The organism is Phyllobacterium sp. MT110, from assembly GCF_058792715.1.
Genome location: NZ_JBXAFE010000006.1, coordinates 148,693 through 169,077, shown reverse-complemented (window position 1 = coordinate 169,077; position 20,385 = coordinate 148,693). Strand labels below are relative to the sequence as shown.

Annotated in this window: 19 protein-coding genes; 6 read left to right on the top strand and 13 right to left on the bottom strand. The window is 58.5% G+C overall.

From position 1 onward, the window contains the following. Positions 1–20 precede the first annotated feature (20 nt). Genes AC1Q5O_RS22470 through AC1Q5O_RS22450 form a run of 5 tightly spaced genes read left to right on the top strand, consistent with a single transcriptional unit; the run spans position 21 to position 5,755 of the window. A complete protein-coding gene (locus tag AC1Q5O_RS22470) occupies positions 21–980 on the top strand; it encodes an ABC transporter permease (RefSeq protein WP_346308264.1) in 960 nt (319 codons plus the stop codon). After that, positions 980–1,819 (top strand): ABC transporter permease, encoded by an 840-nt coding sequence (locus tag AC1Q5O_RS22465; protein ID WP_464663786.1) that lies wholly within the window; start codon positions 980–982, stop codon positions 1,817–1,819. Before AC1Q5O_RS22470 ends, AC1Q5O_RS22465 begins: the two co-directional genes overlap by 1 nt. Continuing rightward, a complete protein-coding gene (locus tag AC1Q5O_RS22460) occupies positions 1,816–3,588 on the top strand; it encodes an ABC transporter ATP-binding protein (protein WP_492566060.1) in 1,773 nt (590 codons plus the stop codon). The genes AC1Q5O_RS22465 and AC1Q5O_RS22460 overlap by 4 nt, the downstream gene beginning before the upstream one ends. A 3-nt stretch (positions 3,589–3,591) precedes the next feature. Continuing rightward, the gene (locus AC1Q5O_RS22455; protein WP_492566058.1) at positions 3,592–4,629 is read left to right on the top strand and encodes a serine hydrolase domain-containing protein; all 1,038 of its coding nucleotides are present in this window, start codon (positions 3,592–3,594) and stop codon (positions 4,627–4,629) included. 10 nt (positions 4,630–4,639) lie between these two features. Then, entirely contained in the window at positions 4,640–5,755 is a 1,116-nt protein-coding gene (locus AC1Q5O_RS22450) for an anhydro-N-acetylmuramic acid kinase (protein ID WP_492566056.1), read from the top strand. Positions 5,756–5,825: 70 nt separating this feature from the next. On the opposite strand, the gene AC1Q5O_RS22445 is transcribed toward AC1Q5O_RS22450, so the two are convergent. The 13 genes from AC1Q5O_RS22445 to AC1Q5O_RS22385 form a co-directional block, all read right to left on the bottom strand. Further along, positions 5,826–6,245, bottom strand: coding sequence for a GNAT family N-acetyltransferase (locus AC1Q5O_RS22445; protein ID WP_464663793.1), 420 nt, complete (start codon positions 6,243–6,245; stop codon positions 5,826–5,828). A gap of 132 nt (positions 6,246–6,377) precedes the next feature. Further along, positions 6,378–7,805: a gamma-aminobutyraldehyde dehydrogenase gene (locus AC1Q5O_RS22440; RefSeq protein ID WP_492566054.1), complete on the bottom strand. Its 1,428-nt coding sequence runs from the start codon at positions 7,803–7,805 to the stop codon at positions 6,378–6,380. Between the two features lie 25 nt (positions 7,806–7,830). Beyond that, on the bottom strand, positions 7,831–8,646 hold the full coding sequence (locus AC1Q5O_RS22435; protein ID WP_492566052.1) for an ABC transporter permease: 816 nt from the start codon (positions 8,644–8,646) through the stop codon (positions 7,831–7,833). Beyond that, a complete protein-coding gene (locus AC1Q5O_RS22430) occupies positions 8,636–9,589 on the bottom strand; it encodes an ABC transporter permease (RefSeq protein WP_492566050.1) in 954 nt (317 codons plus the stop codon). The genes AC1Q5O_RS22435 and AC1Q5O_RS22430 overlap by 11 nt, the downstream gene beginning before the upstream one ends. Continuing rightward, positions 9,589–10,587: an ABC transporter ATP-binding protein gene (locus AC1Q5O_RS22425; RefSeq protein ID WP_223614297.1), complete on the bottom strand. Its 999-nt coding sequence runs from the start codon at positions 10,585–10,587 to the stop codon at positions 9,589–9,591. Before AC1Q5O_RS22425 ends, AC1Q5O_RS22430 begins: the two co-directional genes overlap by 1 nt. Positions 10,588–10,651: 64 nt before the next feature. Continuing rightward, positions 10,652–11,812, bottom strand: coding sequence for an ABC transporter substrate-binding protein (locus AC1Q5O_RS22420; protein WP_346308254.1), 1,161 nt, complete (start codon positions 11,810–11,812; stop codon positions 10,652–10,654). A 119-nt stretch (positions 11,813–11,931) separates the two neighbouring features. Continuing rightward, positions 11,932–12,840 carry a LysR family transcriptional regulator gene (locus tag AC1Q5O_RS22415; protein WP_223614295.1) on the bottom strand — a complete coding sequence of 303 codons (909 nt, stop codon included), beginning with the start codon at positions 12,838–12,840 and terminating at the stop codon, positions 11,932–11,934. An 82-nt stretch (positions 12,841–12,922) separates the two neighbouring features. Then, positions 12,923–14,005: an ABC transporter ATP-binding protein gene (locus tag AC1Q5O_RS22410; RefSeq protein WP_492566046.1), complete on the bottom strand. Its 1,083-nt coding sequence runs from the start codon at positions 14,003–14,005 to the stop codon at positions 12,923–12,925. Further along, complete coding sequence (locus AC1Q5O_RS22405) at positions 13,989–15,101, bottom strand: Gfo/Idh/MocA family protein (RefSeq protein ID WP_492566045.1); 1,113 nt, start codon at positions 15,099–15,101, stop codon at positions 13,989–13,991. Before AC1Q5O_RS22405 ends, AC1Q5O_RS22410 begins: the two co-directional genes overlap by 17 nt. Next, entirely contained in the window at positions 15,098–16,117 is a 1,020-nt protein-coding gene (locus tag AC1Q5O_RS22400) for a Gfo/Idh/MocA family protein (protein ID WP_492566043.1), read from the bottom strand. The genes AC1Q5O_RS22405 and AC1Q5O_RS22400 overlap by 4 nt, the downstream gene beginning before the upstream one ends. Positions 16,118–16,120: 3 nt before the next feature. Next, complete coding sequence (locus AC1Q5O_RS22395) at positions 16,121–17,005, bottom strand: carbohydrate ABC transporter permease (RefSeq protein WP_492566041.1); 885 nt, start codon at positions 17,003–17,005, stop codon at positions 16,121–16,123. Beyond that, positions 16,998–17,942, bottom strand: coding sequence for a carbohydrate ABC transporter permease (locus AC1Q5O_RS22390; RefSeq protein WP_440966028.1), 945 nt, complete (start codon positions 17,940–17,942; stop codon positions 16,998–17,000). Before AC1Q5O_RS22390 ends, AC1Q5O_RS22395 begins: the two co-directional genes overlap by 8 nt. A gap of 2 nt (positions 17,943–17,944) precedes the next feature. Continuing rightward, positions 17,945–19,234: an ABC transporter substrate-binding protein gene (locus AC1Q5O_RS22385; protein WP_492566039.1), complete on the bottom strand. Its 1,290-nt coding sequence runs from the start codon at positions 19,232–19,234 to the stop codon at positions 17,945–17,947. 207 nt (positions 19,235–19,441) lie between these two features. On the opposite strand from AC1Q5O_RS22385, the gene AC1Q5O_RS22380 reads away from it, so the two are divergent. Then, a complete protein-coding gene (locus AC1Q5O_RS22380; protein ID WP_472460283.1) occupies positions 19,442–20,365 on the top strand; it encodes a LysR family transcriptional regulator in 924 nt (307 codons plus the stop codon). Positions 20,366–20,385: the final 20 nt, after the last annotated feature.

The window sequence follows — 20,385 nt, the reverse complement described above, 5'->3', positions numbered from 1 at the left end:
TTACCCGGAGACGTTTCTGGATGGGTTATGTTACACGGCGTCTGGTGACGTTTCCGCTGGTTTTGATCGGCGTCTCAATACTTGTGTTCGTTGCAATCCGTCTCGTTCCCGGCGATGCCATCACGGCGATGCTGGGGACAGAGGCCGGGCTGTTGACGCCGCAACAACGCGTGGCGTTGACGGCCTATTTCGGCCTCGACCAGAATTGGCTCGTTCAATACTGGCACTGGCTGCTCGGGCTTTTCCGTGGCGATCTGGGTATCTCGGTCGCCTACGGAAAACCGGTGCTCGACGTAATATTTGATCGCTTTCCCCTGACTTTGGAGCTGGCCTTTCTTTCCATGATCATTGCGCTTGCCATCGGTCTTCCGGCAGGGGTGTTCGCCGCAACCCATAATGGCAGGCCATCCGACCTGACAGTGCGCATCTTTGCCATGGTCGGCCAGTCAACACCGAGCTTCGTTGTCGGCCTTCTGATTATCTACATGCTGTCCGTCGGCTTCGGTGCGCTGCCGACGATGGGAGAGTTTTCGCCCTTCTGGAAGGACCCGCTGCGTAACCTTAGCCAATTGATCTTTCCGGCCATCACGCTTGGATTGGCATTTGCCGCTTCCGTCACCCGCATATCCCGGTCGGCCATGCTCGATGTCCTGAGCGATGATTATGTGAGGACCGCACGCAGCAAGGGGGCGTCGGCGCGCAGTGTCATCTGGCGGCATGCGCTGCCGAATGCACTCATCCCGGTCGTCACTCTCAGCGGTATGGAATTCGGTTATCTGCTGGGCGGTGCCGTTCTCGTCGAGAAGATCTATGCGCTGCCAGGATTGGGGCGCGTGGTTCTCGACGCGATATTGCAGCGGGATTATGCCCTGTTGCAGGGAAGCGTGCTGTTCATTGCCTTCAACTTCATGGTCGTCAATCTTCTGGTCGACCTCGCTTATTCGGCGCTTGATCCCCGCATTCGTTTGGGAGAACGCTGATGCGCATCCTCCGCGCGATTTTTGGACATACAAGTGGCAGAATTGGCGGGGCCATCGTCCTGCTCTACCTCGTGATCGCCTTGCTCGGCCTTATGGGTTTCACACCGCATGACCCGTTGATGCAGAACCGTCTGGACCGCCTGCACTCTCCCACCATCACCTATTGGATGGGCACTGACCTGTTTGGTCGCGATGTCACCAGCCGTCTCATGCGTGGGGTAGGGCAGTCCTTTACCGTCGCCTTCCTGTCGGTTGCCTTTGCATCGCTTGCGGGAACTGTCCTTGGCCTGGCCGCGGCATGGTTCGGCCATCGGCTGGATGGCATTATCATGCGCCTGATGGATGTGTTGCTGGCATTTCCAGCCATTCTTCTCGCCCTTTTGGTCGTGGCAATTGTCGGGCCGGGAACCTGGACCAGCGTTGTGGCGATCGGGATTGTCTACACGCCCATATTCACCCGCGTCGTGCGCGGGCCGGCGCTGTCACTGAAGGCACGCGATTTCGTTGACGCGGCGCGCACGTTCGGCAGCAGCCGCACCTATATCCTGACGCGGCATCTCCTGCTCAATCTGGTGGCGCCGCTGACGGTTCAGATCACCCTGGCGCTGGCATGGGCTCTCCTGACGGAAGCGGGCCTCAGTTTCCTTGGCCTTGGCACACAGCCGCCCGCATCGTCGCTCGGTCTGATGCTGAGCGACAGCCGCAATCTGATGGAAACCGCCCCATGGCTGCTGGTCTTCCCCGGCCTTGCAATCATGGTGAGCATCCTTGGTTTCAACCTGCTCGGTGATGCGCTGCGCGATATCCTTGATCCGAGAATGCGGAGGTCAAACCCATGAGCCCGCTGCTCTCTGTCCGTGATTTGCGCGTCGGCTTCGGCCACGATCCCGAGGTCAATCAGGTTGTGCGCGGCGTAAGCTTTGATGTGGCCGCCGGAGAAACACTGGCGATCGTCGGTGAAAGCGGCTCCGGAAAATCCGTCACGGCGCTCTCAATCAATCGGCTCGTTGATTTTGGCGGGGGCCGCATCGTCTCCGGTTCCATAAAGCTGAAACGGGCCGATAACAGCATTCTGGACCTGACGGCCGCGACGGAACCGCAACTGACAAAAGTGCGCGGCGCTGAAATTGCCATGATTTTTCAGGAGCCGATGACATCGCTCAATCCCGTGCTTTCCATAGGCACGCAGATTGAAGAATCCTTTCGGCTCCATCGGGGTCTGACCGGAAAGCAGGCGCGTGCGGCTGCCAAGAACGCGCTCGATCGCGTGCGGATTCCCGACGCTCTACGGCGCTTGAACTATTATCCGAACCAGCTATCGGGCGGCATGCTCCAGCGCGTCATGATAGCAACGGCTTTGGCGTGCAACTCCCGTCTGCTGATTGCCGATGAGCCCACCACGGCACTGGACGTCACCGTGCAGGCACAGATCATGGCGCTTCTCGCAGAATTGAAGCGGGAAACCGGGATGTCGATGATTTTCATCACGCATGACATCGGCTTGGTCGCGGGAATTGCCGACAGGGTCATGGTGATGCAGAACGGGCAGGCGGTGGAACAAGGGGAGTTGAACCAGATACTCGATCATCCGCAACATCCCTATACGCAACATCTCCTGCATGCCGTCCCGCATTTCGCCAGCGGGCAGGCAGCGCGTACCGACGGCAAACGCAACGGTGAGACATCGGTCGACCCAGCACTCAGGGTTGACGGGCTTACGGTGCGGTTTCCGGTTACGACAGGCATTTTTCGCCGTCCCGCCGGTGCGGTTCACGCGGTGGAGGGCGTGGATTTTGACCTGATGCCAGGGGAAACACTGGCGATTGTCGGTGAAAGCGGCTCGGGGAAATCGACAACGGCGCGCGCCATTCTGGGTCTGACAAAATCCACGCGCGGCACCTTTTCTGCCGTCAGGCAGGAAGCCTCCGCGCGGCAAAGCCAGCGGCCGGTGCAGATGGTTTTTCAGAACCCCTATGCTTCGCTCAATCCGCGGCTCTCCATTGCGAGCATTCTTGCGGAGCCGGCGATTGCTGCAGGCGGGCGGCTCGATGTCCAGACGCGCGAGAGAATGTCCATGCTGATCGAGCGCGTCGGCCTGCCGTCCAACAGCCTTGACCGCTATCCGCATGAATTTTCCGGCGGTCAACGCCAGCGCTTGTGCATTGCCCGGGCGCTGATGCTGAACCCTTCCGTTGTGGTTCTGGATGAAGCGGTTTCGGCATTGGATGTGTCCGTGCAGGCCAAGGTATTGGATTTGCTTGTCGACCTGCAACGGGAATTCAATCTGGCCTATCTGTTCATCTCGCATGACATGGCCGTTGTCGAGCGGATCGCCCACAGGATTGCCGTCATGTATGCCGGACAGATTGTTGAAATCGGTCGTGCTGCAGCAGTGCTGGCAAATCCGCAGCATTCCTATACGCAAAGGCTCATTGCCGCCGTTCCGACGGTCAGCCGCCGCAAGGAGCACTTTGAACTGGATACGCGGCAGGTTCCGTCCCTGGTGCGCCAGCCGGGTTTTGAACCCGCCCCGGCCGACTGGACGCATTTTGGTGCCGATCACAAGGCACGTACCGAAGCTCCACCATATTCACAAGCGGCGGGATAGATCATGAGTGCATCTGATCGTTCGGAACAGTTCGCCAATGCCGCGCTTTCCCGGTTGTTCAATCGCGCTTTTGCACCACTTGCCAATGCCGTAGCAACCGGCCGCGTTCCCGGGGGCGTGTTCGGCATCGTTGATCGGGACCAGCGCCGGATCATCCAGGCGATTGGCTCAGCTCAACTCATTCCGAATATCAGGCCGATGCGGATCGACACGTGGTTCGACCTTGCATCGCTGACCAAGGTCATCTTTACGACACCGCGCATCCTTGCTTTGGCGGAAGCGGGCATCATTGATCTCGACGCACCGCTCATCTCCGTGCTGCCGGATCTACGCCAATATGACGCAAACGCCTGGGAGCGGAAAATCACCTTTAGGCAATGTCTCGGCCATCAGACGCCCTTGCCGGCCGTTGCCCCGATATACACCTATGGCCGCGATTCGGATTTGCTGCGCAGCTTCATCCTGCAGCGTGAATGGCAGGCCGGGGAACCGGTCTATTCAGATATCAATTTCATTCTTCTGGGTTTTGTGCTGGAGCGCCTATCCAAGTGCTCCATCCGTGACATGGACCCAGGACCAGGTTTTGCGTTCTCTGCTGCATCTGATGCTGCGGCGGCCACCGAGGACTGCACCTGGCGGCACCGGGTGCTGTCGGGTGAGGTACACGACGACAATTGTGCTGCCTTGCAGGGAGCCGGTCACGCCGGGCTGTTTGGAACGGCCCATTCCGTCCTGGATTTCGCGCAAGGTCTGCTGGATGGAACAGGAGCGTCCGAGCATGCGGTTGCGCTCATGAAGAAACCTCTGTCCGCCAAACGCACCCATGGGTGGGAGCGGCCCTATGAGGACTGGTCAGGTGGTGCATTGTGTTCTGCGAACACGATCGGTCACACGGGCTTCACCGGCACTGGTCTTTGGATTGATTTCGACAAGGGCAGGGCATGGACACTGCTCACCAACCGCATTCATCCGACACGCCATTTCGACAGTGGAATAACGTTGCTTCGACAGGAAGTCGGCAATCTCGTCAACGGACAGTAGGAATTCAACCATGGAACCAATGTGGGCCGTTGGCCTGATGACCGGTACCGTACTTGACGGCAACATTGACGTTGCCCTGATCAAAACCGACGGCGAACGCATAGAGGCGTTCGGCGCTTACGCGCTGACCCCCTATGACGCATCGGTTCGAAGCCTGCTGGAGGAGACGTTGAGCCAGGCCCGTGTCTGGAATTTCAACGGTCCCGAACCGGTGATCTTCCGGCAAGCCGAAGAGGCACTGACGCGCGCGCAATCCGCGGCAGTCCAGGACCTGGTCAACGGTGCCGGCCTGACAATGGCCGACATCGGCATCGTCGGTTTTCATGGCCAGACCGTTCTGCACCGCGCTCCCCAGGGCGGCCGTCTTGGCGCGACCCGCCAGCTCGGCGATGGCGAACTGATGAGCGCCATTCTTGGAACGAAAGTCGCCTATGATTTTCGCTCGGCTGATATGCGCTTGGGCGGGCAGGGTGCTCCTTTGTCAGCCGCGTATCATGCTGCACTGCTACAGGCTGCCGGAGTGGGAAAGGACACCGCCATGCTGAACCTGGGCGGTGTTGCGAACATTACCTGGTGGGATGGCGATGGTGGCTTTGTCGCGTTCGATACCGGGCCTGCCAACGCGCCGCTCAATGATTTTGTCAAGGCGAAAGGGTTGGGTGAAATGGATCGGGACGGCGCCCTGGCTTTGGTCGGAACGGTTGATGAAGAACGCCTCTCCAGGCTCCTGCAGCATCCTTATCTGACAGCACCTTATCCAAAATCATTGGACCGCTTCGATTTTGGTGCGGAAATGGCCGATGGCCTCAATGCATGGGATGGGGCGGCACTTCTGTCGGCATTTACCGCATCTGCCGTGGGGAAAGCGCTCGATCTTTTGCCGCAGCGGCCCAGCAGGCTGGTGGTTTGCGGAGGCGGCCGCCGCAATCCGGCGATCATGGCCATGCTTTCGGATCGCGCCGGCGTCGAGGTCCTGTCCGCCGAAACCTTGGGTTTGCGCGGGGACGCGGTCGAGGCGGAATGCTTTGGTTTTCTTGCGGTGCGTGTTCTCAGGAACCTGCCGATCAGTTTCCCGACGACGACAGGCGTTCGCGAGCCCACGCGCGGCGGACGCATTGCAGGCTAGTGGAACGAATTTGACATTTGCATCCCTCTTATACAGGCCATTGAGGCAAATATCAGAATCGGACCACTAGTCAGAGCCGTTTCTGCAGGAAGATGCGGTCACGCCCCATCGGAAAATCGGGCAGGGTCGCAAAGGTCTGGTATCCCTGCTTCTGGTAGGTCTTCGCGGCTTTCGGATTGAACGTATCAATATATGCGCCATGGCATCCGCGTTTCGCCGCTTCCCGTTCTGCGGCATCCAACATTCTGGCTGCCATGTGCTGTCCGCGAAAACTCTCATCCACCCACAACCATTGAATGTAGAGCCATCCCCACGCGGTGTAGCCCGATATTCCACTGACAACCCTATCCGCTTCATCGCGCACAAAGACCGCAAGGGCCACTCTTTGGCTCGGCCCGACGTCGCCATCATTGAATGCCGTCAGCTGATCTCCCAGGAATTTGAGATCGGTTGGCGAGGGGGCTTCTGTGACTTCGAGATGGATGTTCATTCTACCGCATGGACAAGTCAGGTCAGTAAAATCAGGCTAGAATAATAAATTCCCGATTTCAATGTTTTATGGATATTTTATTCCTTTCTGCAAAGAGCGTTGATGCTGATCCCACTTTGCCCAATGCGGCCTTCAGCCGTGGTTGATCATGATATGGCGAACGGCCGTATAATCCTCCAACGCGTAGATCGACATGTCCTTGCCATAGCCTGACTGCTTCACGCCGCCATGCGGCATTTCGTTGGTCAGCATGAAGTGGGTGTTGATCCAGGTGCAGCCATATTGCAGCCGCGATGCGGTTCTCATCGCCTTGGAAATATCTTTCGTCCAGACCGAAGATGCGAGGCCGTAATCGCTGTCATTGGCCCATCTTACCGCCTCATCATCGGCACGGAAACGCGTCACGGAAACCACCGGACCGAACACCTCGCGGCGGACAATCTCGTCCTCCTGCGTCGCACCGGCAACGACGGTGGGCTGAAAGAAGAAGCCATTGGCGCTGCCCGCATGGCCGCCAGTGGTGATCTCGATGTGCTTCTGTTCCGTGGCGCGCTCCACAAAACTCGCCACACGGTCGCGCTGGCGGCTGGAGATAAGTGGCCCGATCTCGTTGACCGTATCGTCGGCGTCGTTGAAGCGGATGGTGGAAACGGCCGAGGTGAGGTCAGCCACCAGTTTCTCGTAGATGCCATCCTGCGCATAGATGCGGCAGGCGGCCGTACAATCCTGGCCGGCATTGTAATAACCGAAGGTACGGATACCGTTGACCACCGCGTCAAGGTCCGCATCGTCATAGACGATGACAGGCGCCTTGCCGCCCAGTTCCAGATGAGTCCGCTTGACCGTCTTGGCGGCGGCCTGCAGCACCTTCTTGCCCGTGGCGATATCGCCGGTGATGGACACCATGCCAATCTTGGGGTGGTTGATCAGCGCGTTGCCGACCGTGTCGCCGCGGCCAAGAATGACGTTGACCACTCCTTCGGGGAGAATATCCGCCAGAAGCCGCGCCATTTTCAGCGCTGTCAGCGGTGTTTGTTCTGACGGCTTGAACACCACCGTATTGCCACCTGCAATGGCTGGCGCAAGTTTCCACGCCATCATCATCAGCGGGTAATTCCACGGCGCAATCGATCCGACAATGCCGACGGCATCGCGGCGAACCATTGAGGTGTGGCCGGGCAGATATTCGCCCGCGACGGGCGCATGCATGGAACGGATGGCTCCGGCGAAGAACCGCCAACAATCGATGATGGCGGGAAGTTCGTCATTGCGCACGGCATTGATCGGCTTGCCGCAGTTGAGCGCTTCAAGCGCGGCGAAATCATCCGCCTGTTTTTCAATGGCATCGGCAATCCGCAGGAGATAACCGGAGCGCTCGGCAGGTGTCGTCAGCGACCACGTCGTAAAGGCCCGTTCGGCCGCGTCGACAGCTGCATCAATCTGACTGTGGGAGGCTTCGGCAAGATCAATGATTGTCGCGCCGGTCTTCGGATTGAGGATATGTTCCTCGGCCTCGGTTCCGGCGACGAATGTCGACCCGATCAGCAGTTGCGTATCCATGTGTCGTTCTCCCATAGTCTTTGCATTATTTGCCGGAACCAGCGATCTGGTCGCCGTCGCGTGTGAGGTAATAGGCGGCAAGGATCGGCAGGAATGTCAGCAGCACCACGACCATCGCGACCACGTTGGTGACGGGCCGCTGGCGCGGCCGGATGAGTTCCTGCAGCATCCAGATCGGCAGGGTGGATTGCTGGCCGCCGGTGAATGTGGTGACGATGACTTCGTCGAAGGACAGGGCAAAGGCGAGCATGCCGCCTGCCAGCAGCGCCGTGCTGATGTTCGGCAGGATGACATACCGAAATGTCTGGAAGCCGTTGGCACCGAGATCCATCGACGCTTCGACCAGTGAGCCCGAAACACGGCGGAAGCGGGCGACCGCATTGTTATAGACAACCACGACGCAGAACGTGGCGTGACCAAGCACGATCGTCCAGATCGAGAAGGGAATGTCCGCCATGCTGAAGGCTGACCGCAGGGCAATGCCGGTGATGATGCCGGGCAGCGCAATCGGCAGGATGACCAGCAGTGAAATCGTCTCGCGCCCGAAAAACCGGGTCTGGCTGACAGCGGCGGCGCAGAGCGTGCCAAGCAGCAATGCGATGGCCGTGGCGATCGAGGCGACGCGGACCGAGAGGCTCAGCGCCTGCCACACATCCGGCCGGTTCCAGGTCACCGCGAACCATTGCAGTGTCAGGCCGGGCGGGGGGAATTGGTAGCTCTTTTCTTCCGTGGTGAAGGCATAGAGGAAAATCAGCAGGATCGGCAGATGCAGGAAGAGCAGCCCGCCGGCGGCGGCAATCTTCAGAGCCAGCGGAGCAGAGGCGGAACGGTCAGAGCGCATCGAAAGCCCCCATTCTGCGGGCGGCCCAGAGATAGAGCCCCATGATGACGATCGGCACGACGGTAAAGGCGGCAGCAAGCGGGATGTTGCCTGCCGTGCCCTGCTGCGCATAGACGGCCTGGCCGATGAACAGACGCGATGAGCCGATGATCTGCGGAATGATGTAGTCACCCAGCGTCAGCGAGAATGTGAAGATCGATCCGGCAACGATGCCGGGCAGAGCCAGTGGAAACAGTACGTGGCGGAATGTCTGCTGCGGGGTGCTGCCAAGATCGGAGGAGGCCTCGATCAGATTGACCGGTACGCGTTCCAGCGATGCCTGGATCGGCAGGATCATGAAGGGCATCCAGACATAGACAAACACGATGAAGGTGCCGGTATAGCTGACCGAGAGGGAATTGCCGCCGATCACGGGAAGTGACAGCCACGCATCCAGCAGCCAGAGCAGGTTCAGCTTGGTCAGGAGCCAGGTCAGAATACCTTCCTTGGCAAGGATCAGTTTCCACGCGTAAATCTTGACGAGATAGCTCGACCACAGCGGCAGCATTACCCCGAGATAGAACAGCGCCTTCCATTTTCCCCTGGCATAGCGCGCCGCATAGTAGGCGATCGGAAAGGCGATCAGTGCGGAAAACAGGGTCACGATCGCCGCCATGCACACGGTGCGGATGATGATGTCGAGATTGGTCTCGTTCAGCAGCTGCCCGTAGGTGGCAAGCGTGAACTCGTAATTCACCAGGCCCGAATAATCATCGATGGAAAAGAAGCTCTGCAACAGGAGTACGAGCAACGAACCCAAATAGATGATGCCGAGCCACAGCAGCGGCGGAGCCAGCATCACTGCCAGGAAAACATGCGGATGTTTCCAGAAGAAATCCGATATGCGGCCGGCAAGACCGGACCTTTGCGTTGATATGGCCTGTTCGCCGGTGATGGCGCTCATCACACCGCCTCCATGAGATGAAGATCGGCTGGGGCAAAACTCAATGTGACCTTGCTGCCTTCTTCCGGAACAGGACTTGCCGCCGGGCTGGTCACATGAAGTTTGGTCCCACTGACATCGACGGTGATACGGTTCGATGCACCAAGGAAGCTGCGCGACAGGACAATGCCGGACAGCGAAAGCTGGCCGTCCTTTTTGCCGGTAAGCTCTATGGCTTCGGGACGCAGGCTGGCGAGTTGCCGGCCTGCGCCGAGCTGGGTGACAAATTCCGGTTGCAGAATGTTGGACGAGCCGACGAAATCGGCGACAAACCGCGTCTTCGGCCGCTTGTAGACATCTTCCGGCGTACCAAGTTGCTGGATCCTGCCTTCGTTGAACACGGCGATGCGGTCGGCCATGGACAGGGCTTCGCCTTGGTCATGGGTGACAAAGACAAAGGTGATACCGAGCGATTTCTGCAGGGTCTTCAATTCCTCCTGCATCTGTTCACGCAGCTTGAGATCAAGCGCACCCAATGGCTCGTCTAGCAGAAGGACTTTAGGCTTGTTCACGAGGGCACGCGCAAGCGCAACGCGCTGGCGCTGGCCGCCGGAAAGCTGACCGGGCCGCCGCGTGCCGTACCCAGGCAGCTTGACCATGGCAAGCGCATCTTCCGCCGCCTTGCGCCGTTCTTCTCGCGCCACGCCCTTGACCATCAGGCCATAGGCGACATTGTCGAGGATACTCAGATGCGGAAACAATGCATAATCCTGAAACACCGTATTGACGTTGCGCCGGTACGGCGGCACGCCCTCCGCCGTCTCGCCGAAAATCTCGATATGGCCGCCGGTTGGCTGTTCGAACCCCGCCATCAGGCGCAGGCAGGTGGTCTTGCCCGAGCCGGAGGGGCCAAGCATGGCAAAGAATTCCCCTTCGGCAACGGCAAGATCAACCGCATCGACGGCGCGAACCGCTCCGAAATGGCGCGATACGTTTTCAAACAGGACAGCAGCTGTCATGTCTCACTCCATGTTTCAGGCATGCTTGCCGGGCGAACCACACACCGCAGCGTGATACCGGGGATCAGCGGCCGCCAATGACACCGATATAATCGGACACCCAGCGGTGATACGGCACGCATTCGCTCTGGCTTTCGCACTTGGCAACCGGCGTCCTCCAGAATTTGATCTTGTCAAAATCATTGTAGCCGTTGGTCGCGCAGCCTTCGTCCGTGAGGAGTTCATTGCCTTTGCAGGCTGCACCGACGGATGGGTTGGCGCCGAACCACGCGGAAACATCGCCTTGCACCTTTGTGGAAAGGCTGTGTTCCATCCACATATAGGCGCAGTTCGGATGGGTGCTCTCCGCATGCAGCATGGTCGTATCAGCCCAGCCGGTCGTGCCTTCTTCCGGGAAATTCGAGGCAACGGGTTGCTTTTCCGACTTCAGCAAATTGACCTGAAAAGGCCACGAACCGGAAGCGACAACGCCTTCATTCTTGAAGTCATCGACCTGGATCATTGCATCGTGCCAGTAACGGCCGGCGAGTTTGCGTTGCCCGCGCAACAGCTCGAGCGCTGCCTTGTACTGGTCTTCGTTCAACTCATAGGGGCTTTTGATGCCAAGTTCCGGCTTGTGGAACATCAGGTAGTTGGCGGCGTCGGCTATATGGATCGGACCGTCATAGGCCTGCACGCGGCCCTTGTTGGACTTGCCGTCCGGCAGGGTCATTTCCTCAAAGACAACGTTCCAGCTCTTTGGCGGTTTACCTTTGAAGACCTCGGTATTGTACATCAGGACGTTCGGACCCCAGACATAGGGCACGCCATAATGGACGCCCTTGACCGTGTACCAAGGAGCATCCTGCAGGCGTTTGTCGATTGTCTTCCAGCTCGGGATAAGATCAGTGTTGATGGGCTGGACGCGTTTGCCGGCCACGAGGCGCAGCGAGGCGTCACCGGAAGCGGTTACGAGATCGAAGCCGCCTTCGTTCATCAGCGCCACCATCTCGTCCGACGTGGCAGCCGTCTTGACGCTGACCTTGCAGCCGGTTTCCTTTTCGAAGCCGGTAACCCAGTCATAGGCCTTGTCGGTGTCGCCGCGCTCGATATAGCCGGCCCAGGCAACGATGGAGAGTTCGCCTTCGCCCTTGCCCAATTGCTTCAAGGCCTCCTGAGCCATGACCTGCGTGCAGAAGGCAAGCGAAAGGGTCAGCGCCGTGCAGGATTTCAGAAACTGCTTCATCTTGAGTCTCCCGATTGTGGTGCCGCCTTTGCGGCGTGTGTTCCCGGGAGAAAAAGTGCCTCTCTTTTGCCGCTTTCGCAAATTCATTAATCAGAAGGGCGCTATCGGTTTTTCCGATATCATCGCGTACGACCGCTGCGCAGCGCTTCGGCGATGCCGACAAAGTCACGCGCCGCCTGCGGCAGGCTGGATCCCTTGCGCCAGACCATGCCTACCTGCACCACCGGGAGCGCGCCGGAAACGTCACGGCTTTCGATGCGGTCGCCTTCCAGCGACCAGGGGCGGTAGACCAGATCAGGCAATAGCGCGATGCCTGCGCCAGTCGCCACGAGGCTGCGGACCGCTTCGACGGACCGGGTACGGAAAGCGACATGCGGGCGGGCGCCCAATGCTGTCAGCAGCTTGCCGGTGTTCTCCTCGATTTCGTCGACCGTCAGCATGATCAGCGGTTCCTTGGCGATATCATTGATGGAAATGATATCGGCGCTGACCAGGGGATGGCCAAGCGGCAGCCACAGCCGGTAGGGCGAGGTCTCGATGATTTCCGCCTGCAGGGCCATGCGGTCGCGCAGGTTGGAAATGACCATGACGGCGACATCCAGCTCGCCGCCGATCAGCAGGTGTTCGAGATAAGAGCCATTGTCCTCGATGGCGCTGACTTCCACTCCCGGGCACGCACGGCGATAGCGGGCGAGCAGATCGGACAGGACATAACCGGCGACGAGCGAGGTGACACCCAATTGCAGCTTGCCGGCATCGGTTGGCCTGTCCTCGGAGAAGGAGCGGCGTGCATCGGAAACGTCGGCCAGTATCTTGGTGGCATGGCGCAGGAACTGATGGCCGTTATAGGTGATGTGCAAGCCGCGCGGGTGGCGTTCGAACAGCTCGACGCCCAGATCGGTTTCAAGCTCCTTGATGGCTTCGGTGATGGACGACTGCGAAATCGACAGGTTCTGCGCGGCGCGGGTGATCGAGCCCTGTTCCGCGACCGCGACGAAATATTGCAACTGCCGGAGTGTGAATGCCATGCACGGATTAATACCGGCAAAGCAGAGCATGGCAAGCGGTCTGACGCGGGACGGCCCATCCGTGCCAGACCGCCCGTTTCTGTCAAACGAGCTTTATGATGTGTGGCAGTCGGGCGCCCGTCACCACATTGCCATCGGCCGCAAAAAGATGGGCCTTGGCCGGATCAAGAAAGGCCTCCAGTGTTTCTCCAACGGCCACCTGTCCATCGAGAACAACCGTAATCGTTTGTCCGTTCGCCGCGGTCGCGTAGACCACGGTTTGACCGCCCAGGCTCTCGACGAGCACGACTTTCAACGGACCGAGGGAGGCACCGGTATTGGGGTCGATGGTGATATGTTCAGGACGGATCCCCAGTGTCATCGGGACGTCCGGCCGTCCGCCCGCTGTTGATCCAGTTGCGTCAGCATCGGCCTTGATCTCCGCGGTGGAGATCTGCAGGAAGTTCATTTTCGGCGAGCCGATAAAGCCGGCGACAAACAGGTTGCGCGGATGATTGTACAGATCAAGGGGCGCACCGACCTGTTCGATCCTGCCATCGCGCAAGACAACGATCTTGTCCGCCATGGTCATTGCCTCGACCTGGTCATGGGTGACGTAGATCGTCGTGTTACCCAGTCGCTGCTGGAGTTTGGCGATCTCCACGCGCATCTGAACCCGCAGTTCCGCGTCGAGGTTTGAGAGAGGTTCGTCGAACAGGAAGATTTTCGGTTCGCGCACAATGGCGCGGCCAATGGCAACACGCTGACGCTGCCCGCCGGAGAGCTGCTTCGGCTTGCGGTTCAACAGCGGTTCAATTTGCAGAATCTCCGCGGCCCGCTGAACCCGTTTTGCTATTTCAGCCCGCGGCAGCCGCGCGGTTTCGAGACCAAAAGCAAGGTTCTTATAGACGCTCATATGGGGGTAGAGCGCGTATGACTGGAAAACCATCGCAATTCCCCGCTCTGACGGCGTGACAGCATTCATGCGCTCGCCGTCAATCAGCAGGTCCCCGTCGCTGATGGCTTCAAGACCTGCAATCATCCGCAGCAATGTTGACTTGCCGCAACCGGACGGACCGACGAAGACGGTGAATTCGCCGGGATCGATCGTCAGGTTGACGCCGTGGATGACCTGAAGATTACCGTAGCTCTTTACAACATTCTGAAGCTCAACTGCGGTTGCCATGCGGCACCTCATCAGTCTGACGGAATGCGGCGGGGACCCAGCTTTCATAGTTCGGGTGGTCGTTCGGAATTGGCAACTCCACATCCTGGTGCGTCAGTGATGAATAGTAGAATGCGGTGACCAGTTCGAGTGCCCTGCGTGAATCGGCGCTTGTCACCGGAAGCGCGCTATTATTTTCAAGCGCATCGAAGAACCGTGCCATTTGCGTCTGGAAGCGCGACGGAACATGTTTCCAGTCTTTGAGCAGGGCGTCGATCTTGTCCTTCGTTGCCTGATCCCGTGGCAGGATAACCCAGGGTTTTGCGCCGGGGTTATAGGCCTCGTGGTCGCTTTCGAACGTCACGTGCTCGAAGGTGAGACGGATACGGGTGATTTCATCGGCCGAGCCCAGGGTGGCGGTGAAGCTGGCAAGCGCGCCGTTGGTCAGTTCGATCGAGGCGGTGACGCAGTCTTCCACCTCGATCTTGTTGACCCGGGTGGCGACCCGGCCAAACAGACGTTTGATATCCCCCATCAGATAATTGAACAGATCGTGCTGGTGAATGGCGTGTGTCATCAACACACCGCCGAGTTCCGTTGCCCATTTGCCGCGCCATGGCACCTCGTAGTAGTCCGGTCCGCGCGTCCAGAATGTTTCGACCGAACCGATAAAGGGTTTTCCGGCGATGCCGGCGTCGATAATGGCCTTTGCCTGCTCGATCCCGTCACCAAAACGGTACTGGAACACCGGCATCAGGCGGCCCTTGGACAATTTCTCCTGGGCGATAACCTGATCCACCTCGGACAGCGACCCGACGAGTGGCTTCTCGCAGATGACGTGTTTTCCTGCCTTCAGCGCCTTCATGACCATGGGGAAGTGCAGTTTGGGCGGCGTGCAGATATCGATGATATCCAGATCGTCCATGGTCAGCAGGTCGTCGAAATCAGCGATCCGGCGCTCGACGGCGAATTCATCCGCAAGCGCGTGCATTTTTTCCTCGTCGATGTCGCAGATGGCGAGGAGCCTGAATTTGTCGGCATTGGGGACATAGCCCTCGACAATATGGCTTCTGCCGATACCGCATCCGACGACGGCGACTGTTCTGAGGCGTGTCATTGTTTCCACTCCGTACCGTGCTCGGCCAGTTGCTGAGCGGTCAAGGCAAGTTTCATGGCGTTGAAGCATCGTTCCTGCGGCATGGCCGTTTCGGTCCGGTTGCGCACGTCTTCGAGGAATTGCCGCCCAAAGGGCAGGTCGACGGCCGTACAGTCCAGGTGCTGGATACCATCCGCATTGACCAGGAAAAGGTGGTCTGTTCCAGGACGTCCATTGATGTCGATATATTTGCGAAGCTCGATATATCCGTCCGTGCCGAGGATGGTCAGGCGGCCGTCGCCCCAGGTGGGAAGTCCCTGCGGCGTGAACCAGTCAACGCGGACATAGCCGGATGTGCGTTCTGTCTTCATGTGGACATCGCCGATGTCCTGCAGGCCGGGCCGACCGGCATTGGCCCGGTTGGCAACGGTGGCCGAAATGATTTCCCCGTCGATCGCATTGGAAAAGAACAGAAACTGTTCAAACTGGTGGCTGGCGATATCGCAGAGAATTCCACCGTATTGTGCTCTGTCAAAGAACCAGTCAGGCCGGTGGTTGTTGCGGATGGCGTGGGGCCCGAGACCGACGGTGTTGATAACCTCGCCAATCGCTCCTTGAGCGACAAGGCTGCCCGCCTTGACCGTGGCCGGCACCTCAAAATGCTCGGAATACAGGACGCTGTATATTCGCCCGGTCGCCTTCTGGACCGCGCGAATGTCCGACAGCTGTTCAAAACTTGTCATTCCCGGCTTGTCGGACAGGACATCCTTGCCGTGCTGCATGGCGGCAATCGATATCGCGGCGCGCTCGGCGGGAATTGCGGCTGTCGTTATGATCTGGATGGACGGGTCGTCGAAAATCGCGCGCGGATCGGCAACGCGTATGGCTTCCGGAAATTTGCCGGAAAATGCGGCGGCAAGATCGTCTTCCCGTGCGTGGAAGGAGACGAGCCGCGCGCCTGCTCGTTTCAGGCACTCGACCTGGCCATAGATATGGCTGTGATTGATGCCAATGGCTGCAAAATTCAGATGGGACATGGCTTATCGTTTCATTCCTGTGGTTGCTATGCCTTCGATCAGAAGGCGCTGGAAGAAGAGGAAAAAGGCGAAGATCGGCACAAGGGACAGAACCGACATGGCAAAGAGGCTGCCGTAGTCGGAAACGCCGGTTGAGTCCGTGAAGGTGCGAAGTCCCAGCATCACGGTGTATTGCCGCATATCGCTGAGATAGATCAGGGGGCCGACGAAATCGTCCCAGGTCCAGATGAAGGTGAAGATTGCCGCGGTCGCCAGCACCGGCGTTGAAAGCGGCAGGATAATCTTCCAGTAAATCCGCCAGGGCGAACAGCCATCCATCATGGCCGCCTCGTCCAACTCCTTCGGCAGCCCGCGGAAGAACTGCACCATCAGGAAGATGAAGAATGCGTCGGCCGCGAGAAACTTCGGGACAACCAGCGGCAGGATGGTATTCACCCAGTCGAGGTGCCGGAACAGCACATATTGCGGAATGAGCGTGACCTGATAGGGCAGCATCATGGTCATCAGCATGAGGGCGAACCAGAAGCTGCGCCCCCGGAATTCCAACCGGGCAAAGGCATAAGCCGCCATGGAGCAACTGAGCACATTGCCCGCCACCGACAAGAGCGCAATGACGAGCGAGTTCTTGAAGAAGGTTTCGAAACCGACCTTCAGTCCGTTCCATCCGCGGACATAGGCATCAAAATGACAGGATGACGGCCAGATGCCGACCGATGTGAAGATCTCCTCTTCCGGACGGCACGAGGCAGACAGCATCCACAACAGCGGATAGAGCATCACCACGCAGGCGATGATCAGGACGATATGCGTTGCGCCCAATGCCAGATATTTTCGCGCGTTCTCTGACGCTTCTGCCGATACAGACGGTTGTTTTGCGGTGTCAGTCATAGTGCACCCAATACTTCGCTGTGAGGAAGGCAAAGGCGGTGAAGATCGCCACGAGCGCAAGAAGAACCCAGGCAAGCGCCGAGGCATAGCCCATGCGGAAGAAACCGAATGCCTCCTGATAGAGGTAAAGCGTATAGAACAGGGTCGAGTTGATCGGATTGCCGGTGCCGCCGGAGATAATGAAGGCCGGAGTGAAGTTCTTGAATGCTTCTATGGTCTGAATGATCGCGTTGAAGAAAACCACCGGGGACAGCAGGGGCAGGGTGATCTTGATGAACTGCCGCCAGCGTCCGGCACCATCAAGGCTGGCAGCCTCATACACATCCGCTGGAATTTGCCGCAGGCCGGCGAGAAAAATGATCATCGGTGAGCCAAACTGCCAAACCGACAGGATGATGAGCGTCCAGAGCGAATAGGAGGGATTGGATATCCAGCTTGGCCCGGCGATTCCGAACAGCGCCAGAAACTTGTTGACCAGCCCGTTCCCCGCAAAAATCTGCCGCCACAGTATGGCGATTGCCACGCTGGCTCCCAAAAGCGACGGCAGGTAGAACAGGGCGCGGTAGATCGGCAAGCCTTTCATGCCGCGGTTGAGCAGCAGGGCGACGGTCAAAGCCGCGATCAGTTTCAAGGGCACGGACAGGACAACGAAGAACAGCGTCACACGCATGGACGTCATGAATTTCGGATCGGTCGTGAACATGCGGATGTAATTGCTGGCGCCGACCCATTTGGGATCGGTCAACAGGTCGAAGTTTGTGAATGACAGATAGAAGGACCAGATCATTGGCCCGACCGACAGGCCGAAGAAACCGATGAACCAGGGAGCCAGGAACAGATAACCGTAGCGTTCCCTGGAGCCAAAACCGCGTGAAAGTTCTCCTGTCGCTGCCCGCCGGTTTGTGCGGGCAGCTGGATTAGAGGCGGTGATATCCATGATCAGCCCCTGCTCAGCAGATCATTGGCAAGTGCGACAAATTCGGGTCCTGCATTTTCGGGTGTCTTGGTCCCGAACGCGACTTCCTGGCTGAGGGTTCTGAGGACCGAGAGTTCGATCTCCCCCGCAGCTTTGGGTGGTGACGGAGGAATTGGTCCAAGCAGGTCGCCGAGATTGGTCACGAAGTCGAGTGCCATCCGGCTATTTTCGTTGAGGGTTGCCGCAATGGCTTCGCGTGCGGCAGCCGAACAGGGGATGCCGCGCTCTGTACCGAGCAGCTTGGCGGCATCGGGGTCGCTGACGAAAAAGCTGATGAACTTGGCCGCTGCCGCCTTTTGCTTGGATGACCCGGCGACGGAGAACAGCATGGCGGGCTTGCGGTAGTGGCCGCCGCCCGTGGTTGCCGCGACGCGCGGATAACCGCACAGAGCGAGCTTGTCTTTGACGAGCGCCTGCAGGGCGACAAGCTGGTTGGAATTTGCAGGGAACATCGCAGCCTTGCCGGTCACAAGCATCGAGGTCTCGAGCGAGCCCGTGTCGAGCGCCTGGTCTTCCGCGGTCACGCAGATTCCGGCCGCGCGCAGGTCGGTCCACAGTTTGAACCACTGAACGATATCGTCGGCATCGAATGCAAGTTTACCGTCTGCCGTGTAGAGCGCCTTGCCACGCTGCCGCAGCCAATTCTCGAGAACTGGTTCCAGTCCGGATGTATCCGCAATCGCCCTGATACCGCCGCGTATATTGGCTTTCTTGAACGCCGCGCCAATGTCGCGAAGACTGTCATAGGTGAGGGCGTTTGTCGGGACTGCAATGCCTGCTTCCTTGAAAGCATCCGTATTGATCATTGTGGCGCATGAATTGGCACCCAGACTGATGCCATACAGTTTTCCGCCGACCGAGCCGCCCGCAAGCTGATCCTTGTCGAATTGACCGAGATTGAGTTCGTTGCCGATGAACTCGTCAAGCGGTGCAATCGCTTGACGCGCGGCGTACTCGACGATGTAGCGGTAATCCATCTGCAGCACATCCGGCGCGTTGCCGCCGGCGGTTTGCGTGGCCAGTTTTGGCCAGTAGTCGTTCCATGACAGGAACTCGCTTTGAATGCTGCCCCCCTCTCTCTTTCCGTAAAGGTCGGCGGCTGCGTTGGTGACTTGGGCTCGCGTCTGACTTCCCCAGAATATGAGACGCAGATTGCTGCCTTCTGCAAAGGCCATCCGGCTTCCCATGGCTCCCATTGCCAGCAATGCGCTTGTCGCCTTGAGAAAATGACGCCTGTCGATTTGTCCGTTCATAGTGCCTCCCACTGAAACGAGCCGGCATCGGTCTCCTCACCGGATGACGGCATGCAACTGTAACAGTTCACCAGACTATGGAAAAATACGAAATGAGCATCGTATTATAGATAAAATCTATATCGTGAAGTAGAGTCATCGCCGTGTTGAGGCCGAAAGCAAACGAACCGGCAGCCATCTGCCAGTCTTTGTAGGGGAGCAAATGTCATGGACAAGGTACTCCAGCAGTTTCTTGCTATTGCGGAAGCCGGCACCATCAGCGGGGCGGCAACCACATTGTTCGTGACCCAGCCCACGCTGACGTTCAACATGAAAAAGCTGGAAGATAGCCTTGGCGTGCCGCTGTTCGTGCGCACATCACGCGGCATTACCCTCACCAGCTATGGCGAGACGTTGTACGAGAACACCCGCGTCATGCGCCGCCTCTACGACAATACGATCGCATCCATCGAGGAGCAGCGCGCACGCCGCGAGCAAGGTCTGAATATCGGCACCGGCTATTCCTGGTGGTCACTTTTTCTCAAGGATCTCATCCTCGATTATCGCCAGAAAAATCCAAATGCGCCGATTTACGTGAGCATCGGCAATCAATTGCGCTGCATGGATCAACTGCTCTCCGGCGATACCTCACTCTTCATCGGCCATGAGGTGAAGGGCATGGCGCGGGATACGGGGACGACCTTCCTCCCGCTGACACAGGTGCACAATGGCTATTTTGTCCGGGCGGGTCATCCTTTGCTCGGCAAACCGCGAAAACTGGCCGAATTGGAGGAATATCCGGCGGTGGTGAGCAACTCTCCGGAAACAAGGCACCTGAGGCTTTTTGGCTACAATGTCAGGGAACGGGCGGACATCGCTTCGAATGCCTACAAGTTTGCGTTCGCCTCCAACTCACTGGCGGCTTGCCTTGATTACATCAAGGAGACCGATGCCGTCTTCTGTCACTCGGCAGTGATGTCGCACACGTTCAGGCAACGGGACGTCTATCCCGTCATTATCGAAGACGAGAATGTGCTTGAGCGGTTCAATGTGGGAATTTATGTCCTTCACGAGCGGATGGAGGACATGTTTGTCAGCCGGTTGATCGACGATATTAAAGTTGCAGCCGCTCGGGTGGTGCCTGCGGGTTGACGGTACAGCGCCTTCGTCCA

Coding starts and splice junctions, on each gene's coding strand:
- AC1Q5O_RS22420 (WP_346308254.1), bottom strand. CDS start 11,812: ATGAAGCAGTTTCTGAAATCCTGCACGGCGCTGACCCTTTCGCTTGCC.
- AC1Q5O_RS22440 (WP_492566054.1), bottom strand. CDS start 7,805: ATGGATACGCAACTGCTGATCGGGTCGACATTCGTCGCCGGAACCGAG.
- AC1Q5O_RS22470 (WP_346308264.1), top strand. CDS start 21: ATGGGTTATGTTACACGGCGTCTGGTGACGTTTCCGCTGGTTTTGATC.
- AC1Q5O_RS22405 (WP_492566045.1), bottom strand. CDS start 15,101: ATGACACGCCTCAGAACAGTCGCCGTCGTCGGATGCGGTATCGGCAGA.
- AC1Q5O_RS22400 (WP_492566043.1), bottom strand. CDS start 16,117: ATGTCCCATCTGAATTTTGCAGCCATTGGCATCAATCACAGCCATATC.
- AC1Q5O_RS22450 (WP_492566056.1), top strand. CDS start 4,640: ATGGAACCAATGTGGGCCGTTGGCCTGATGACCGGTACCGTACTTGAC.
- AC1Q5O_RS22410 (WP_492566046.1), bottom strand. CDS start 14,005: ATGGCAACCGCAGTTGAGCTTCAGAATGTTGTAAAGAGCTACGGTAAT.
- AC1Q5O_RS22460 (WP_492566060.1), top strand. CDS start 1,816: ATGAGCCCGCTGCTCTCTGTCCGTGATTTGCGCGTCGGCTTCGGCCAC.
- AC1Q5O_RS22445 (WP_464663793.1), bottom strand. CDS start 6,245: ATGAACATCCATCTCGAAGTCACAGAAGCCCCCTCGCCAACCGATCTC.
- AC1Q5O_RS22385 (WP_492566039.1), bottom strand. CDS start 19,234: ATGAACGGACAAATCGACAGGCGTCATTTTCTCAAGGCGACAAGCGCA.
- AC1Q5O_RS22465 (WP_464663786.1), top strand. CDS start 980: ATGCGCATCCTCCGCGCGATTTTTGGACATACAAGTGGCAGAATTGGC.
- AC1Q5O_RS22390 (WP_440966028.1), bottom strand. CDS start 17,942: ATGGATATCACCGCCTCTAATCCAGCTGCCCGCACAAACCGGCGGGCA.
- AC1Q5O_RS22415 (WP_223614295.1), bottom strand. CDS start 12,840: ATGGCATTCACACTCCGGCAGTTGCAATATTTCGTCGCGGTCGCGGAA.
- AC1Q5O_RS22430 (WP_492566050.1), bottom strand. CDS start 9,589: ATGAGCGCCATCACCGGCGAACAGGCCATATCAACGCAAAGGTCCGGT.
- AC1Q5O_RS22425 (WP_223614297.1), bottom strand. CDS start 10,587: ATGACAGCTGCTGTCCTGTTTGAAAACGTATCGCGCCATTTCGGAGCG.
- AC1Q5O_RS22435 (WP_492566052.1), bottom strand. CDS start 8,646: ATGCGCTCTGACCGTTCCGCCTCTGCTCCGCTGGCTCTGAAGATTGCC.
- AC1Q5O_RS22395 (WP_492566041.1), bottom strand. CDS start 17,005: ATGACTGACACCGCAAAACAACCGTCTGTATCGGCAGAAGCGTCAGAG.
- AC1Q5O_RS22380 (WP_472460283.1), top strand. CDS start 19,442: ATGGACAAGGTACTCCAGCAGTTTCTTGCTATTGCGGAAGCCGGCACC.
- AC1Q5O_RS22455 (WP_492566058.1), top strand. CDS start 3,592: ATGAGTGCATCTGATCGTTCGGAACAGTTCGCCAATGCCGCGCTTTCC.